This is a genomic window from Caulobacter sp. D5 (assembly GCF_003185805.1).
Classification (GTDB): domain Bacteria; phylum Pseudomonadota; class Alphaproteobacteria; order Caulobacterales; family Caulobacteraceae; genus Caulobacter.
This window is the reverse complement of record NZ_QHJY01000004.1, coordinates 1-15,274: the sequence shown is the minus strand read 5'-3', so window position 1 is coordinate 15,274 and position 15,274 is coordinate 1. Positions and strand designations below refer to the sequence as shown.

Below are 15,274 nucleotides of genomic sequence, written 5' to 3'. Positions count from 1 at the left end.
AGAGGAAACGCGTATGGGGCGAGCACTGATCCTGGCGCTGGACCAGGGCACCACGAGCACGCGGGCGATCCTGTTCGACAGCGAAGGGGCCGCCGTGGCCGAGGCCGGGCGTCCGCTGCGCCAGAGCTACCCCAAGGACGGCTGGGTCGAGCACGACGCCGACGAGATCGCCGCCGCCTGCGTCGCGGTGATCCGCGAGGCGGTCGAGAAGTCGGGCGCCGACCTCGACGCGGTCGTGGCGCTGGGAATCACCAACCAGCGCGAGACGGTGGTGGTTTGGGACAAGACCACCGGCCGGCCGATCCATCCGGCCATCGTCTGGCAGGATCGCCGCACGGCCGAGGCCTGCGAAAAGCTGCGCAAGGACGGCAAGGAGGCCGAGGTCACGGCGGTCACGGGCCTGCTGCTCGACCCCTATTTCTCAGCCACCAAGATCGCCTGGCTGCTCGACAACGTGCCCGGCGCTCGCGCCAGGGCCGAGGCGGGCCAACTGCTGGCCGGGACGATGGATACGTGGGTCATCTGGAAGCTGACGGGCGGGGCGCGGCACGTGACCGACGCCACCAACGCCTCGCGCACCCTGCTGTTCGACATCCAGGCCCAGGACTGGTCGCAACCCATGCTCGACCTGTTCGGCGTGCCGCGCTCGCTGCTGCCGCAGGTGCTGGACTGCGCGGCCGACTTCGGCGAGGTCGGCGCCCAGGTGCTGGGCCGGCCGCTGCCGATCCGCGGCGTGGCCGGCGACCAGCAGGCGGCGCTGATGGGGCAGGGCTGCATCCGGCCCGGCGAGATGAAGGCCACCTACGGCACCGGCTGCTTCATGCTGATCAACACCGGGACGACGCGGCCGGTCTCGGCCTCGCGCCTGCTGACGACGGTGGCGGCGCGGGTGAACGGCCAGGCGACCTACGCCCTGGAAGGCTCGATCTTCGTGGCCGGGGCGGCGATCCAGTGGCTGGGCGAGGGACTGGGGATCACTGGCGGCCCGCGCTCGGCCGAGGCCCTGGCCCGTTCGGCCAAGGCCGATCACGGCGTGGTCGTGGTGCCGGCCTTCACCGGTCTCGGCGCGCCCTGGTGGGACGCCAAGGCGCGGGGCGCGATCTTCGGCCTGACCCGCGACGCCGGCCTGCCCGAGATCGCTTCGGCCACCTACGACGCCTGCGCCCTGCAGAGCCGCGACCTGATCGAGGCCATGCGGGCCGACGCCCCCGACGCCTTCCTCGGCGAGGCCCAGCTGCGCATCGACGGCGGCATGTCCAAGAGCGCCTGGTTCAGCCAGCGCCTGGCCGACCTGACCGGCCTGCCGGTGGCGCGGGCCAGCTACCAGGAGACCACGGCCCTGGGCGCGGCCCTGTTCGCGGGGCTGGGGGCGGGGGTCTATGATTCGGTGGAGACGGCCGCCAAGGCGCGCCCGGCGGCCGAGGACCTGAAGCCGGCCATGGCCGTCCACGCCCGCGAGGCGGCCTATGCCCGCTGGCTGGACTGCGTGCCCCGCGTGCGTTCCTAGGGGAGCGCCGCAAATCTCAAGACGTGTCGACAAGCGTCTCGCCAACCTGGGCGGGCATTGCTATGACATCGCTGTCAAAAGCAATAACCGCATAAGGGAGGCCTCACGCATGACCGCGACGCGCCGCACCGTCACGCTGGCTCTCGGAGCCGGCGTCGCACTCGCCGCCGGAGGCCTTTCCATGTCCGCTCAAGCCGCCCCGACCGTGGGGGCCATTCGTCGCCTGTCGCCCGCCCTCGACGCCGTGGTCGCGCCCGATGCGAAGATCGAGGTCCTGGCCGACGGCTTCGTCTGGTCGGAGGGCCCAGTCTGGGTGAAGGACGGCCAGTACCTCGTCTTCTCCGACGTGCCGGCCAACATCATGTACCGCTGGAGCCAGAAGGACGGCAAAAGCGTCTTCGTGCAGCCCTCCGGCTATGACGGCCCGCCGACCAAGGTCTTCCGCGAGCCGGGTTCGAACGGCATGGCGCTGGACGCCAAGGGCGATCTGCTGGTCTGCAATCACGGCTATCGGGCGATCACCAGGCTGAACCTGAAGACCAAGGCCAAGTCGGTCGTCGTCGATCGCTATCAGGGCAAGCGCTTCAACAGCCCCAACGACCTGGCCGTGGCCAAGAGCGGCGCGATCTATTTCACCGATCCGCCCTACGGCCTGGAGGGGCTCGACGCCTCGCCAGCCAAGGAACTGAGCTTCAACGGCGTCTATCTGCACCGCGCCGACGGTTCGCTGGCGGTGGTCGACGACAAGCTGACCTTCCCCAACGGCGTGGCCCTGAGCCCCGACGAGAAGCGCCTCTATGTGGCGGTCTCGGATCCGGAAGGACCGGTGATCATGGCCTACGACCTGGGCGCCGACGGCCTGCCGACCTCGCGCAAGGTGTTCTTCGACGCCGCGGCCCTGCACAAGGCCGGCGGCCCGGGCCTGCCCGACGGCATGTGCCTGGACACCGAGGGCCGGCTCTACGCCACGGGGCCGGGCGGGGTCCTGGTGATCACCCCGTCGGGCGAGCTGATCGGCGTCATCGAGACCGGCGGCCCGATCGCCAACTGCGCCTTCGGCGAGGACGGCAAGACCCTGTTCCTGACCGCCGACAAGACCCTGGCGCGGGTGCGGCTGAAGACGACCGGCCTGGTCTGGTAGCGAAGGAAGGGAAGGGCGAGGTGATGAACAAGCGCACGTTCCTGCAGGCCGGCCTCGCCGTCGGCGCCATGGCCGCCTCAGCGCCGGCCGCCGCCCTGGCCCAGGCCAAGGCCGAGGGCCGCAAGCTGGGCTACGCGGTGCTGGGCCTGGGCTACTACGCCACCCAGATCATCATGCCGCGCTTTTCCGAGTGCGAGCATTCCAAGCTGGTCGCCCTCGTCAGCGGCTCGCCCGACAAGCTGGCTAGGTACGGCGCCCAGTACGGCATTCCGGAAAGCGGCCGCTATTCCTACGAGACCTTCGACCGCATCGCCGACAATCCGGCGGTCGACATCGTCTATGTGATCACCCCCAACAGCCTGCACCGGACGTTCACCGAACGGGCGGCCAGGGCCGGCAAGCACGTGATGTGCGAAAAGCCGATGGCGACCTCGGTCGCCGACTGCGAGGCGATGATCGCCGCCTGCAAGGCCGCCAGCCGCAAGCTGATGATCGGCTATCGCAGCCGCTTCGAGCCGCACAATCTGGACGCCATCGCCCTTGCGCGCGGCGGCGCGCTGGGACCAGTGGCGACCATCGTCGCCGACCACGGCTGGACGGCCAGCGATCCGACCATGTGGCGGGTGAAGAAGGCGCTGTCGGGCGGCGGCAGCTTGATGGACATCGGCATCTACAGCCTCAACGCCGCCCGCTACCTGACCGGCGAGGAGCCGATCGCGGTCAACGCCATGGAGTCGACCGACCGCTCCAACCCGGTGTTCGCCGAGGTGGAGGACACCATCAACTTCCAGCTCCTGTTCCCGTCGGGGGCCACGGCCAACTGCGTCTCGACCTACAGCGCCAACTGCAACCGCTATCGGGTGTCGGGGCCGAAGGGCTGGGTCGAGATCGATCCGGCGACCAGCTACGAGGGCCAGGCGATGCGGGCCAATCTCGACGGCCAGGCGAGGCCCCGCACGCCGCCGGCGGCAAGGAAGAGCCAGTTCGCCGGCCAGCTCGATCACCTGTCGGAATGCATCCTCACCGGCCGCGATCCGATCGTGCCGGGCGAGGAGGGACTGAAGGACCTGCGGATCATCGAGGCCATCTACAAGGCGGCCCGCGAAGGCCGGACGGTGAAACTGTGATGCGCCGCCTGATCCTCGCCGCGACCTTTGCGCTCGCCCTGCCGAGCCTGGCCTGCGCCCAGCAGCTCGTGGCCTTGTGGCCCAACGGCGCGCCGGGCTTCGAGGCGCGCAAGGCCATCCCCGAACAGGCGGCCGAATACTGGGCCAAGTCGATCAACGACCCGTCGGTGACGGCCTATCTGCCGCCCGCCGACAAGGCCACGGGCGCGGCGGTGATCGTGCTGCCGGGCGGCGGCCACAAGATGCTGGTCATCCATCCGGAAGGGACCGACGTCGCCAAGGTGCTCAATCCGATGGGCGTGGCGGTGTTCGTGCTGAAGTACCGCCTCAGCCAGGAGGAGGGCTCGCCCTACACCATCGACCACGCCCGCCAGGACGCGGTGCGGGCCGTACGGCTGGTGCGCTCGCGCGCCGCCGAGTTCGGGGTGGATCCGAAGAAGATCGGCCTGATGGGCTTTTCGGGCGGCGGCGAGGTCGTGGACCTGGCCGTCTACGGCTCCACGGCCAAGGACCCGAAGGTCGATGCGGTCGACGCGGTCAGCGCCCGGCCCGACTTCCAGGTGCTGATCTATCCGGGTCCCGCGGGCATCCCCGACAAGATTCCGGCCGATACGCCGCCGGCCTTCATCCTGGCGGCGGACGACGACGAGTGCTGCTCGGCCCCGCCGGTGGAACTGCTGGCCAAGTTCCGCGCCGCCAAGGTTCCGGTCGAGTTCCACCTGTTCCAAAGCGGTGGCCACGCCTTCAACATGGGCTTCCGCACCGACAAGGCGGCCATCAAGGTCTGGCCGGAGCGCCTGCGCGACTGGTTGAGCGACAACGGCTGGACGGCGAAGCGCTAGGCCCTTGATCTAGAGTGCGCTCTACCTTGTAGCCTCGTTCCGGAGTTCGGAGAGGTCGCGATGGTCGAGCATCTGAGTATCGGCGAGATCGCCCGGGAAACCGGGCGCAGCATCCATGCCCTGCGCTGGTACGAGGCCCAGGGCCTGATCCCCGGCGTGGCGCGCGACGGCGGGCGCAGGCGGGTCTATCGCGCGGCGCATGTCGGCTGGCTGCGCTTCCTGGGACGGCTGAAGCGTACGGGCATGAGCGTCGGCGACATGAAGGCCTATGCGGCCCTGGCGGCGCGTGGCGGGGTCACGGCCGGCGAGCGCGAGGCCATGCTGACGCGTCATCTCGAAAGGGTCGATGGCGAAATGGCCGCCCTGGCCGAGGCGCGGCGGCTGCTGGAGGTCAAGATCGCCTTCTATGCCGAGTGGAGAAGCTCGGGCCGCCGTCCGCCCGATCCCGAAATTCCTCCGGAGCTTCGGTCGTGAGCGCCGCCCGCATCGCTCCGGCCCAGCCGCCTTGGCCGGAGGCCGTGCAGGCGTCGTTCGATCGCATGCCGCAGGACTGGATGCCGCCGTTCCAGCTGTTCACGGTCCTGGCGCGCGACCCGAGGCTCTACACGGCCTTCGTGCGCGGGGCGGCTGCTTACCTGCCTGGCTCGCACCTGACGCTCCGCCAGCGCGAGGTGCTGCTGCTGCGGGTCACGGCCCGCTGCGGCTGCGCCTACGAGTGGGGGATGCGCGTCCACTATTTCGCCGAGCAGGCAGGGCTTTCGGAGACCCAGCAGCACGCGAGCGTCCATGCCGACGCCGAGGCGGACTGCTGGACCGACGAAGACCGGGTGCTGGTCAGGCTGGCCGACCAACTTGACGACGCCTGCGACGTGGACGATGCCCTGTGGAGCGATCTGGCCGAGCGCTTCACGCCCGAGGCGATCCTCGAACTGCTGATGCTGGCCGGTTACTATCGGACGGTCGGCGTGCTGGCCAACAGCCTGCGGCTGCCGCTCGAGCCAGGCGTCGGCCGGCCGTTTCCACCAGCTCAGGCCGCGTCCACGTAAGCCTTCACCCGCGCGAACAGCTCTTCGAACATCGGCGTCGTCAGGCGTCCGGTGTTCGTGTTGAGCCGCGAGCAGTGATAGCTGTTGAAGATGCGGTAGGGGCCGGCCTGGAATTCCGAGCCGTGGCCGGGGATGCCGGCCGAGGCCTTCAGGCCCAGGGTCTTGAGCACATTGCGGCGAGAGACGTCGCCCAGGGTGACGATGGCCTTGAGGTTGGGGAACATGTCCAGCCGCGCCTTCAGGAAGGGACGGCAGGCGTTCTCTTCCGAGGTCTCGGGCTTGTTGCCGGGCGGGGCGCAGCGGACGGCGTTGGTCACCGCGCAGCCGACCAGCTTCAGACTGTCGTCAATGCGCGCCTCGAACTTGCCGGTGGCGAAGCCGTACTTGATCAGGGTGTCGTAGAGCAGCGTGCCCGCATAGTCGCCGGTGAACGGGCGGCCGGTGCGGTTGGCGCCCTTGCGGCCGGGGGCCAGGCCCACGACCAGCAGGCGCGCGTCCTTGTCGCCGAACGACGGGGCCGGGCCATTGAAATAGTCCGGATAGAGCGCCTCGTTCTCGCGGCGATAGGCCACCAGGCGGGGGCACAGCGGGCAGTCGCGGGGCGGCTCGGCCGGGGAGGGGACGGCCTCGCCGACGATGTTGGAGTGCTGCATGGCCTTCAGTCTCAGTATTCGTCGTCGGCTTCGCGTTCGGCCGGGGTGCGGGCGTCGGCGGTGGTGTAGCGCTGTTGCGGCGCGCGTTGCGGGCGGCCGATGATGTTGCCCAGGTCGTTGAGGTCGACGAAGTTGTCGGCCTGACGGCGCAGGTCGTCGCTGGTCATCGGCGGCTGACTCTTCATCGTGGAGACCACGGTGACCCGGCGGCCCTTGCGCTGCACGGCCTCGACCAGGGCGCGGAAATCGCCGTCGCCCGAGAACAGCACCAGATGGTCGACCGTGTCGGCCATCTGCATCATGTCCACCGCGATCTCGATGTCCATGTCGCCGCGCCAGCGCTTGCGGCCCTGGCTGTCGGTGTATTCGCGGGCCGGCTTGGTCACCAGGGTGAAGCCGTTGTAGTCGAGCCAGTCGACCAGCGGCCGGATCGGCGAATAGTCGTCGTTCTCGGCGATGGCGGTGTAGTAGTAGGCCCGCACCAGCAGGCCGCGCTTCTTGAACTCGTCGAGGAGCTTGCGGTAGTCGATGTCGAAGCCCAGCGCCTTGGCGGCGGAATAGAGATTGGCCCCGTCGATGAACAGCGCCAACCGCTCGGTCGGATAGAAGGTCACGGGTAAATCCTTGAAATATCGGCTTGATCGAAATGGTCTGAACGCGGCCGTGGTCGTCGCCCTCGGCTGCAATCTGCCTGGAGCCTATACGAGTCGCGAGGCCTTGTTGGAAGCGGCGGTTTCGGCGCTGGCCGGCGAGGGCATGGCGGTGGTCGCCCGTTCGGGCTGGTGGACCTCGGCCGCCTGGCCCGATCCGACCGGGCCGGCCTATCTGAACGGCGTCGTGCTGGTGGAGACGGCGTTGGCGCCGGCCGAGGCGCTGGCGGCCCTGCATCGCATCGAAGCCGAGTTCGGCCGCGCCCGCGCCGAGCGCAACGCCGCCCGCACGCTGGATCTGGATCTCATCGCTTATGGTCGGATGGTGATCGACGGCGATCTCGTCCTGCCGCATCCGCGCGCCCACGAGCGGCTGTTCGTCATGGGACCGCTGGCGGAGGTGGCGGCGGAGTGGGTCCATCCGGTGTTGGGGCGGACGGCGGCGGAGTTGGCGGCCGAGGCGAGCGTGGGGTCTGACGCGCGGCCCGCTCCTAACCCGTAAAATCCCCGCGAAAGCGGGGACCCAGGTGTTTTATCGTCGAGCGCCGAGCGTTTCAGAAAAAGCCTGGGTCCCCGCTTTCGCGGGGATTTTACGGAGAGAGGTACAAATCACCACGCATACCCATGCAGCCGGATCTCCCGGGCGAAGATCTTCTCGATCCGTACGGCCTGGCGCAGGCTGAGCACCTCGCGGTAGGAGCGCCGATCCGGACGCCAGCCGCTCTTGGCCTTGACCGGCAGGCAGCCCGACCACGGCACGCCCAGTTTCTCGAACACGTCGCCCAGTTCGCGGTCTAGGTGCTCGTAGCGCAGCACCCGGTCGACCAGGGGCTTGCCGGAAAGGCGGCTGGCGTAGAGCGGCAGGTTCAGGGCGTAGTCGCCGGCGGCCAGATAGCGGTCCAGGCACAGTTCGCGATCGCCGCCGTGGGAGGCCGAGTTCCGCTTCATGAAGTAGTGCGACAGCGTCTTGTCCCACGGGTTCCGCTCCACGCAGAAGGTGAAGTAGTCGCGCCAGAGATCGGGAACCTTGGCGGCGACCTGGGCCGCCGACATGTGGTTGGTGAAGCCTGCGGCGTTGCGCGGCTGGTGGCCGGGCTCGGGCGGATGGACGGGGGTGACGACGTCGTCCGGGCCGCACAGGCTCGACAGATAAGCCTCGATGCTGGTGCCGGCGGTCTTGCGCGTCTTGATGAAGATGAAGCGGTGGCGGTGCGAAATGATCATGGCGACAGGGTCGGCGAACGCTGTTGCGGCCGATTTTCGGGATTCTGGACCTTGTCGCGGGCCTGTATCGAAGCGACTTCCCGATCGTGACCGTTGTTGCGACTGGACTTTGCGTCGGGGAGGGGGCATACACGCCGCCTCGCGAAAGCTGGGTTACAGCCGAAGCGGCGTTGCGTGACGCCGCACGGAGCCCTATTTTGCAAGAGCCAACGCTCAGCCCGAGGAATTCATGGCCCGCGTCACCGTCGAAGATTGCGTCGAGAAGGTTCCGAACCGCTTCGCGCTCGTCCTGCTGTCGGCGCACCGCGCCCGCGGCATCTCGGCCGGTGCGGCCCTGATGGTCGATCGCGACAACGACAAGAACCCGGTTGTCGCCCTGCGCGAGATCGCTGACGACGTGATCGATCACGAGGGGCTCAAGGAGCACCTGATCACCACGCTGCAGCGCGTCGACGAGCACTCGGAAGCCGAGGAAGAGGCCGAAACCCTCGCCCTGCTGGCCGATCCGACCCACATGCAGATGAGCGAACTGGAACTCGTTCGCGCGCTGCAAAGCGACCGCGACGGCGGTCAGGAGGAGCGGTACTGAGCCCCGACGGCGCAGACCCTCTGATCATTGAAGCGGCGCCCGCCGCCGCTACGTCCGAACGCGCGCCCGATCCCGAATCGGGCGCGTCTTCGTCTGAAGCCCCGGCAAGCACGGAAACCGTCGCCGAGGCTCCGCCGGCTCCCAAGCCGCGCAAGTTCCTTCGCCAGTACGAGCTGATCGAACGGGTCCACGCCTACGACCCGACGGCCGACGAGGCCCTGCTCAACCGCGCCTACGTCTTCGCCATGCGCATGCACGGCAGCCAGACGCGCGCCAGCGGCGACCCCTATTACGCCCACCCGATCGAGGTGGCGGGCATCCTCACCGAGTACCGGCTCGACACCGCGACCATCGTCACGGCGCTGCTGCACGACGTGATCGAGGACACGCCGGTCACCAAGGAAGAGATCGGCAAGCTGTTCGGCGAGGAGATCGCCGAGCTGGTCGAGGGCGTCACCAAGCTTTCCAAGCTGGAGCTCCAGGCCGAGCACACCCGCCAGGCCGAGAACCTGCGCAAGTTCATCCTGGCCATCTCCAAGGACGTCCGCGTCCTGTTGGTCAAGCTGGCCGACCGTCTGCACAACATGCGGACGCTGCACTTCATCAAGGCCCAGGCCAAGCGCGAGCGCATCGCCCGCGAGACGCGCGACATCTACGCGCCCCTGGCCCGCAACATCGGCTGTCACCGGATTTGTACGGAGCTGGAGGAGCTTTCCTTCCAGCACACCAACCCGGTCGCCCGTGACGCCATCGTCCGCCGGCTGGAGAAGCTGCGCGAAGAGCAGGGCGGGGCGGTCCAGCTGGTCAGCCAGGAGATCCAGGCCCGCCTGGAATCGGCCGGCCTGCCGGCCCGCGTCTTCGGTCGCGAAAAGGCGCCCTATTCGATCTGGCGCAAGCTGCAGCGCAAATCGATCGGCTTCTCGCAGATGTCCGACATCTACGCCTTCCGCGTGATCGTCGACAGCGAGGAGGACTGCTACCGCGCGCTCGGCGTCGTCCATCGCGCCTGGTCCAGCGTGCCCGACCGCTTCAAGGACTTCATCTCGACGCCCAAGCGCAACAACTACCGCTCGCTGCACACCACGGTGGTCGGCCCGCGCGGCATGCGCATCGAGATGCAGATCCGCACCGAGTCGATGGACCGGGTGAACGAAGAGGGCGTGGCCGCCCACTTCCGCTACAAGGACGCCTCCTACGGCCTCGACCTGGAAGGCATGGAAGCCGCCGGCGGTCGCGATCCGCTGGCCAACCTGCGCCAGTTGGTCCAGGTTCTCGAGCACGGCGGCGACAGCGAAGAACTGGTCGAGCACGCCAAGCTCGAGATGTTCCTCGACCAGGTGTTCGTCTTCACCCCCAAGGGCAAGCTGGTCAGCCTGCCGCGGGGCGCGATGCCGCTGGACTTCGCCTATGCGGTCCACACCAGCGTCGGCGACACCTGCATCGGCGTGAAGATCAACGGCGAGCTGAAGCCCCTGCGCACCATCCTGACCAACGGCGACGTGGTCGAGGTGATCCGCGGCTCCAAGCCCGTGGTGCCGCCGGACTGGCGCTCGCTGACGGTGACCGGCCGGGCGCGTTCGGCCATCCGCCGGCACATCCGCCAGACCGAGAAGGAAGAGTTCCTGCGCCTGGGCCGGGCCTCGGTGGAGCAGATCTTCGAACGCGCCGGCAAGAGCCTGAAAGACGTGTCGCTGCGGCCGATCCTCGAACGGTTCGTGCTGGAGAGCGAAGAGAGCCTGTTCGACGCCGTCGGCCGCGGTCGCGTGACGCCGAGCCAGGTGCTGGAGACCGCGTTCCCCGGCATGAAGGACGCCGAGCGCGAAGCCGCCACGGCCCGTCGCAAGATCGAGGGCGGCAAGGGCGCGCGGCTCTATGTGCGCGGCGGCGGGCTGACGCCGGGCGTGTCGCTGCACTTCGCCCACTGCTGCAGCCCTGTGCCGGGCGACCGCATCGTCGGCATCCTGCGCGAGGACGGTGAAGGACTGGACGTCCACACCATCGATTGCCCCAAGCTGGCCGAATTCGAGGAGCGCGAGGACCTCTGGCGCGACCTCAACTGGACGCCCGAGGCCGAGCGCGACACCGTCTCGCTGGCCCGCCTGCACGCCACCATCGGCAATGCGCCGGGCGTTCTGGGTCAAGTTTGCACGATCATCGGCGAGGCGGGCGGCAACATCGTCAACCTGCGCATGCACCACCGGCAGAGCGACTTCTTCGACACCGACATCGATGTCGAGGTGCGCGACGCCAAGCACCTGACCAACATCTCGGCGGCGCTGCGCACCTGCCCGTCGGTCGAGACGGTGGACCGGACGCGGGGCTGACCCCGCGTCCGTCGCCGCGCGTCAGGCCGCCGCCTTCACCGGCTGCTCGATCCAGAGACCGAAACCCACGGCCAGGCGGTTCCAGCCGTTGATGACGTTGATCATCAGGGTCAGCTTGACCTGCTCTTCATCGCTGAACTGAGCCGCGAGGTCGGCGTGGGCGGCTTCCTGGGTGTGGCCTTCGGACAGGCGCGTCAGGGCCTCGGTCCAGGCCAGGGCGGCGCGTTCGCGGGGCGTGTAGCAGGGGGCCTCGCGCCAGGCCGACAGCAGGTAGATGCGTTGCTCGGTCTCGCCCTGGGCGCGGGCCTCGGCCGTGTGCATGTTGATGCAGTTGGCGCAGGCGTTGATCTGCGAGGCGCGGATCTTGACCAGTTCGACCAGGCTGGGTTCCAGGCTGGCGGCGATGATGGTCGAGGCGGTGAACCACGACTTCATCACGGCGGGAGCGGCGGCGAAGGGATCGAGCTTGGCGGTCATGGCGGGTCTCCTTTGAGAGGGTTGCGCCGTCATGACGAGGCGAAGGCCGCGCGTGTGACGCGGCCCGCGAAATAATTTCAGGTCGAGCCCCGCAGCGCCGCCGCCGCGTCCCGCGTCGCCTGGGTCAGGGGCGAGGGCAGGGCGTCGAGGGCGAACCAGCCCCAGTCGGCGATGGCCTCGGGCTCCTGGATCGCCGGCTCGCCCACGCAGCCGTCGGCGCGATAGGTGACGGCCAGCCAGTGGCTGCCGGCGGTGATCATGTCGGTGACGGCCAGCACCGGTCCGGCGACGACCTCGATGCCCAGCTCCTCGCGGATCTCGCGTTCGGCGCAGGCGCGGCCGGGTTCGCCCCAGTCGAGCTTGCCGCCCGGCTGGCCCCAATGGCCGGCCTCGGGCTCGCGGAGGCGCTGGACCAGCAGGATGCGGCCCTGGGCGTCGAGAATGGCCGCGCCGCAGCCGACGCGGGGGCGGAGAGGGGAGTCGCTCATGGCGCTGTCCTACGCCCCTTCGTCGATGGTTTGTAGACTCGCCGCGCTGGCCTTATATCCACGGCTCATGACCAACGAAGACGTCCTCGAAGAATTCCGCGCCGCCGGCGCCCTGCGCGAAGGTCACTTCGTGCTGTCCAGCGGCCTGCACAGCCCGGTCTTCCTGCAGAAGAACCTGGTGTTCATGCGGCCCGAGCGCTGCGAGCGCCTCTGCAAGGCCCTGGCCGACAAGATCGTCGCCACGGTGGGCCACGTGGACGTCGCCGTGTCGCCGGCCGTCGGCGGCATCATCCCCGGCTACGAGACCGCCCGCCACCTGAACGTGCCGTCGATCTATGTCGAGCGCGAGGGCGGCGGCTTCAAGTTCCGCCGTGGCTTCCATCTGGAGCCGGGCCAGAAGGTCGTGATGGTCGAGGACATCGTCACCACCGGCCTGTCGTCGCGCGAGTGCATCCAGGCGATCAAGGACGCCGGCGGCGACGTCGTGGCCGCGGCCTGCATCGTCGACCGCTCGGGCGGCAAGGCCGATGTCGGCGTGCCGCTGATCGCCCTGGCCAGCCTGGACGTGCCGGCCTATCCGGCCGACGCCCTGCCGCCCGAACTGGCCGCGATCCCGATCGAGGATCCGGGCAGCCGCCGGCTGAAGGGCTGAGCCCCATGCTGCGGCTCGGCGTCAACATCGACCACGTGGCCACGATCCGCAACGCGCGCGGGTCGAGCTATCCGGAACCGGTGCGGGCCGCCGAGCTGGCGCTCGCCGCTGGCGCCGACGGCATCACCGCGCACCTGCGCGAGGATCGCCGCCACATCAGCGACGCCGACATCGCCGTCCTCACCGACCTGTGCCTCAAGCGCGGCAAGCCGCTGAACTTCGAGATGGCGGTCACCGACGAGATGGTCGGCATCGCCATCGGGGCCAAGCCGCACGCCGCCTGCCTGGTGCCCGAGCGGCGCGAGGAGGTGACCACCGAAGGCGGTCTCGACGTGGTCAAGGGCGCCAATCGCATCGCCGACGCCACCGGCCGCCTGCGCACCGTCGGCGCGCGGGTGTCGTTGTTCATCGAGCCGGACCCCGCCCAGATCCAGGCCTCCGCCGACGCCGGCGCCCAGGTCGTGGAGCTGCATACAGGCGCCTATTGCGACGCCGCCCGCGCCGGCGAGACCGATCGCGCCGCCGCCATCTTGGAGCGCCTGAAGTCGGGCGCGGCCCTTGCCGCCTCGCTGGGTCTGGAGGTCCACGCCGGCCACGGCATCGACTACGCCACGGTCAAGCCGATCGCCGCCATCCCGCAGATCGTCGAGCTGAACATCGGCCACTTCCTGATCGGCGAGGCGATCTTCGTCGGCCTGCCGCAGGCCATCTTGCGGATGCGGACCTTGATGGACGCGGCCCGGCTGGAGTTGGCGGCGTGATCATCGGGATCGGCTCGGACCTCAGCGACATCCGCCGGATCGAGAAATCCCTCGAACGCTTCGGCGAGCGCTTTACGAACAAGGTCTTCACCGAGATCGAGCGCAAGCGGTCCGAGCGCAAGCCCGACCGCGCATCCAGCTACGCCAAGCGCTTCGCCGCCAAGGAGGCCTGCTCCAAGGCGCTGGGCACGGGGCTGAAGCAGGGCGTGCACCTGGCCGACATGGGCGTGGTCAACCTGCCGTCGGGCAAGCCGACCATGGCCCTGACCGGCGGGGCGGCGGCCAAGCTGGCGCAGCTGATCCCCGAGGGCATGGTCCCGGTGATCCACCTGTCGCTGACCGACGACCACCCCTACGCCCAGGCCTTCGTGATCATCGAGGCCCTGCCGGCGTCCTGACGGCGCGCGGCTTGCAGTGATTCCCTCTCCGAGCCGGCCATTGCGCCGTTTCGAAACGGGGGGACTGCAACATGACCATCTGGACCGGCGAAGACGTCGAACCCAAGCGTTCCAATCTGGCGCCCTGGCAGCAGAGGCCGTTCGCCTGGCTGGCCATCGGGTGGGGTTTCCTGGCGCTGGTGCTGGTGGCGATTTTGGCGACCTTAGCGGTCTGATTTCGCCGAGGATCGTCCTTCTTCCGTAAAATCCCCGCGAAAGCGGGGACCCAGGCTTTTTATGCAATCCTCAGCGCTCGACGATAAAACACCTGGGTCCCCGCTTTCGTGGGGATTTTACGGGTGGTGGGTTTCTAGCTCGCCGGCGCCGCCTCGCGGCGATAGCGCGCGCTGCGGCCGTCGGAGGTGATCGCCTCGAAGGCCGTCACCGCGCCCTTGGCGTCGCGTTCGAACACCACGCGGCGGCTGGGCTCGTCCAGAACGGTGAAGCTGTCGCCGCCCAGCGGCAGCAGCACGGTGACCGGACGCTTGCCGCGCTTCATGCCGATGCGGCCGTCGAGTTGAATGATATCGATGCCTCCGTAGCCGCCGACATAGTCGGCGAGCGGCTTGGCGGCGGGGGGCGAGGCCTCCGCGCGGATCGCTTCAAGCGCCCAGCGGGCGTCCTGGGCGTCGGGGCCGGCGGCGGTCTTCAGCACCGTCTCCAGCGCCAGGGCGCGGGCGGTCTCCAGCGCCTTGGCGGGGACGACCGCGACGTCGGGTTGCACGCCGTCGCCTTCCCAGTTGGTCTTGGTGATCGGGCTGATCGGCGAGCCGTTGGAGACGAAGACCGCAAAGCCGCCGGCCACCGGCACGGGGCCGCCCGGATTGGCCGCGCCGGCGCTGGCCTCGCCGACGATGACCGCGCGCCTGGCGTTTTTCAGAGTGTAGGCGAAGGCCTCGGCCGCCGAACCGGTGCGCGGGCTGATGAGCAGATAGAGCGGCACGTCGAGGCGCGGGGCGGCGTACCAGTCCTTCGGGGCCTCGCTCGCCGTACCTTCGCGGTACTTGAAGGTGTTGTAGATGTCGGCGCCCTTGGGAGTGAAGGCGCTGGAGAGATAGCCGACCATGGCCGGCGAGCCGCCGCCGTTGTCGCGCAGGTCGATGATCACCGCGTCGGCGTTGGCCACCGTCTGCAGCGCCGCCTCGATCGTCTTGCGGGCCGGGGCGTCGGGCTGGCCGAACTCGAAGTCGGCGAACATCCGCAGGTCGATATAGCCGAGATTGCCGCCGAGGATCTCGACCCGGCGCACGCCGTAGTTGGCGCGGCGGAAGGGATCGCGCTCGGCGTTGGCCGGTCCGGCGGGCGCCAGGCGAGGCGCGGGGCCGACGCCCGCGCTTGGGCCCGCGCCTTGCTGCG

General features: G+C 69.1%; 19 protein-coding genes. 13 read left to right on the top strand and 6 right to left on the bottom strand.

Annotated elements, in window-relative coordinates; translation table 11 throughout:
- Window positions 1–13 precede the first annotated feature (13 nt).
- From glpK to DMC18_RS00285, 6 genes are all read left to right on the top strand, one after another.
- Window positions 14–1,507 carry a glycerol kinase GlpK gene (gene glpK, locus DMC18_RS00310; RefSeq protein ID WP_110121970.1) on the top strand — a complete coding sequence of 498 codons (1,494 nt, stop codon included), beginning with the start codon at window positions 14–16 and terminating at the stop codon, window positions 1,505–1,507.
- Between the two features lie 181 nt (window positions 1,508–1,688).
- On the top strand, window positions 1,689–2,648 hold the full coding sequence (locus tag DMC18_RS00305) for an SMP-30/gluconolactonase/LRE family protein (protein WP_110121976.1): 960 nt from the start codon (window positions 1,689–1,691) through the stop codon (window positions 2,646–2,648).
- Window positions 2,555–3,775 (top strand): Gfo/Idh/MocA family protein, encoded by a 1,221-nt coding sequence (locus tag DMC18_RS00300; RefSeq protein WP_199228623.1) that lies wholly within the window; start codon window positions 2,555–2,557, stop codon window positions 3,773–3,775. The genes DMC18_RS00305 and DMC18_RS00300 overlap by 94 nt, the downstream gene beginning before the upstream one ends.
- Window positions 3,775–4,617, top strand: coding sequence for an alpha/beta hydrolase (locus DMC18_RS00295; protein WP_110121968.1), 843 nt, complete (start codon window positions 3,775–3,777; stop codon window positions 4,615–4,617). The genes DMC18_RS00300 and DMC18_RS00295 overlap by 1 nt, the downstream gene beginning before the upstream one ends.
- 60 nt (window positions 4,618–4,677) lie before the next feature.
- The gene (locus DMC18_RS00290; RefSeq protein ID WP_110121967.1) at window positions 4,678–5,091 is read left to right on the top strand and encodes a MerR family transcriptional regulator; all 414 of its coding nucleotides are present in this window, start codon (window positions 4,678–4,680) and stop codon (window positions 5,089–5,091) included.
- Complete coding sequence (locus DMC18_RS00285; protein WP_199228621.1) at window positions 5,088–5,663, top strand: carboxymuconolactone decarboxylase family protein; 576 nt, start codon at window positions 5,088–5,090, stop codon at window positions 5,661–5,663. Before DMC18_RS00290 ends, DMC18_RS00285 begins: the two co-directional genes overlap by 4 nt.
- Here DMC18_RS00285 and DMC18_RS00280 read toward each other — a convergent pair.
- Window positions 5,645–6,316: a uracil-DNA glycosylase gene (locus DMC18_RS00280; RefSeq protein ID WP_110121966.1), complete on the bottom strand. Its 672-nt coding sequence runs from the start codon at window positions 6,314–6,316 to the stop codon at window positions 5,645–5,647. The genes DMC18_RS00285 and DMC18_RS00280 overlap by 19 nt on opposite strands.
- Before the next feature lie 11 nt (window positions 6,317–6,327).
- Window positions 6,328–6,930: an NYN domain-containing protein gene (locus tag DMC18_RS00275; protein WP_110121965.1), complete on the bottom strand. Its 603-nt coding sequence runs from the start codon at window positions 6,928–6,930 to the stop codon at window positions 6,328–6,330.
- 49 nt (window positions 6,931–6,979) lie between these two features.
- Here DMC18_RS00275 and folK point away from each other — a divergent pair, with 49 nt between their 5' ends.
- The gene (gene folK / locus DMC18_RS00270) at window positions 6,980–7,468 is read left to right on the top strand and encodes a 2-amino-4-hydroxy-6-hydroxymethyldihydropteridine diphosphokinase (protein ID WP_199228620.1); all 489 of its coding nucleotides are present in this window, start codon (window positions 6,980–6,982) and stop codon (window positions 7,466–7,468) included.
- A gap of 107 nt (window positions 7,469–7,575) precedes the next feature.
- Here the strand turns inward: folK and DMC18_RS00265 are convergent, their stop codons facing one another.
- Complete coding sequence (locus DMC18_RS00265) at window positions 7,576–8,190, bottom strand: sulfotransferase family 2 domain-containing protein (protein WP_110121963.1); 615 nt, start codon at window positions 8,188–8,190, stop codon at window positions 7,576–7,578.
- 229 nt (window positions 8,191–8,419) lie between these two features.
- Here DMC18_RS00265 and rpoZ point away from each other — a divergent pair, with 229 nt between their 5' ends.
- Both rpoZ and DMC18_RS00255 read left to right on the top strand, forming a co-directional pair.
- Window positions 8,420–8,779, top strand: coding sequence for a DNA-directed RNA polymerase subunit omega (gene rpoZ / locus DMC18_RS00260; RefSeq protein WP_058350513.1), 360 nt, complete (start codon window positions 8,420–8,422; stop codon window positions 8,777–8,779).
- A 173-nt stretch (window positions 8,780–8,952) separates the two neighbouring features.
- The gene (locus DMC18_RS00255; RefSeq protein WP_110121962.1) at window positions 8,953–11,103 is read left to right on the top strand and encodes a bifunctional (p)ppGpp synthetase/guanosine-3',5'-bis(diphosphate) 3'-pyrophosphohydrolase; all 2,151 of its coding nucleotides are present in this window, start codon (window positions 8,953–8,955) and stop codon (window positions 11,101–11,103) included.
- Window positions 11,104–11,124: 21 nt separating this feature from the next.
- Here DMC18_RS00255 and DMC18_RS00250 read toward each other — a convergent pair whose 3' ends face one another.
- Both DMC18_RS00250 and DMC18_RS00245 read right to left on the bottom strand, forming a co-directional pair.
- A complete protein-coding gene (locus DMC18_RS00250) occupies window positions 11,125–11,580 on the bottom strand; it encodes a carboxymuconolactone decarboxylase family protein (RefSeq protein ID WP_110121961.1) in 456 nt (151 codons plus the stop codon).
- A 77-nt stretch (window positions 11,581–11,657) separates the two neighbouring features.
- Window positions 11,658–12,068, bottom strand: a complete 411-nt coding sequence (locus tag DMC18_RS00245) for an NUDIX domain-containing protein (protein WP_110121960.1) — start codon at window positions 12,066–12,068, stop codon at window positions 11,658–11,660.
- A 67-nt stretch (window positions 12,069–12,135) separates the two neighbouring features.
- On the opposite strand from DMC18_RS00245, the gene pyrE reads away from it, so the two are divergent.
- The 4 genes from pyrE (at window position 12,136) to DMC18_RS26460 (ending at window position 14,094) form a co-directional block, all read left to right on the top strand.
- Window positions 12,136–12,720, top strand: coding sequence for an orotate phosphoribosyltransferase (gene pyrE, locus DMC18_RS00240; protein ID WP_110121959.1), 585 nt, complete (start codon window positions 12,136–12,138; stop codon window positions 12,718–12,720).
- 5 nt (window positions 12,721–12,725) lie between these two features.
- Complete coding sequence (locus DMC18_RS00235) at window positions 12,726–13,481, top strand: pyridoxine 5'-phosphate synthase (protein ID WP_110121958.1); 756 nt, start codon at window positions 12,726–12,728, stop codon at window positions 13,479–13,481.
- The gene (gene acpS, locus DMC18_RS00230; protein ID WP_110121957.1) at window positions 13,478–13,879 is read left to right on the top strand and encodes a holo-ACP synthase; all 402 of its coding nucleotides are present in this window, start codon (window positions 13,478–13,480) and stop codon (window positions 13,877–13,879) included. Before DMC18_RS00235 ends, acpS begins: the two co-directional genes overlap by 4 nt.
- Before the next feature lie 71 nt (window positions 13,880–13,950).
- Entirely contained in the window at window positions 13,951–14,094 is a 144-nt protein-coding gene (locus DMC18_RS26460) for a hypothetical protein (protein WP_199228619.1), read from the top strand.
- 134 nt (window positions 14,095–14,228) lie between these two features.
- On the opposite strand, the gene DMC18_RS00225 is transcribed toward DMC18_RS26460, so the two are convergent.
- Window positions 14,229–15,274: S41 family peptidase (locus tag DMC18_RS00225; RefSeq protein WP_110132602.1), on the bottom strand; the 1,046-nt coding region annotated here is incomplete at its 5' end.

Excerpts from the sequence above, each read along its gene's own strand:
- rpoZ (WP_058350513.1), top strand. The coding sequence starts at position 8,420 with ATGGCCCGCGTCACCGTCGAAGATTGCGTCGAGAAGGTTCCGAACCGC.
- DMC18_RS00235 (WP_110121958.1), top strand. The coding sequence starts at position 12,726 with ATGCTGCGGCTCGGCGTCAACATCGACCACGTGGCCACGATCCGCAAC.
- DMC18_RS00305 (WP_110121976.1), top strand. The coding sequence starts at position 1,689 with ATGTCCGCTCAAGCCGCCCCGACCGTGGGGGCCATTCGTCGCCTGTCG.
- DMC18_RS00280 (WP_110121966.1), bottom strand. The coding sequence starts at position 6,316 with ATGCAGCACTCCAACATCGTCGGCGAGGCCGTCCCCTCCCCGGCCGAG.
- DMC18_RS26460 (WP_199228619.1), top strand. The coding sequence starts at position 13,951 with ATGACCATCTGGACCGGCGAAGACGTCGAACCCAAGCGTTCCAATCTG.
- DMC18_RS00250 (WP_110121961.1), bottom strand. The coding sequence starts at position 11,580 with ATGACCGCCAAGCTCGATCCCTTCGCCGCCGCTCCCGCCGTGATGAAG.
- glpK (WP_110121970.1), top strand. The coding sequence starts at position 14 with ATGGGGCGAGCACTGATCCTGGCGCTGGACCAGGGCACCACGAGCACG.
- DMC18_RS00245 (WP_110121960.1), bottom strand. The coding sequence starts at position 12,068 with ATGAGCGACTCCCCTCTCCGCCCCCGCGTCGGCTGCGGCGCGGCCATT.
- DMC18_RS00265 (WP_110121963.1), bottom strand. The coding sequence starts at position 8,190 with ATGATCATTTCGCACCGCCACCGCTTCATCTTCATCAAGACGCGCAAG.
- pyrE (WP_110121959.1), top strand. The coding sequence starts at position 12,136 with ATGACCAACGAAGACGTCCTCGAAGAATTCCGCGCCGCCGGCGCCCTG.
- DMC18_RS00290 (WP_110121967.1), top strand. The coding sequence starts at position 4,678 with ATGGTCGAGCATCTGAGTATCGGCGAGATCGCCCGGGAAACCGGGCGC.
- DMC18_RS00295 (WP_110121968.1), top strand. The coding sequence starts at position 3,775 with ATGCGCCGCCTGATCCTCGCCGCGACCTTTGCGCTCGCCCTGCCGAGC.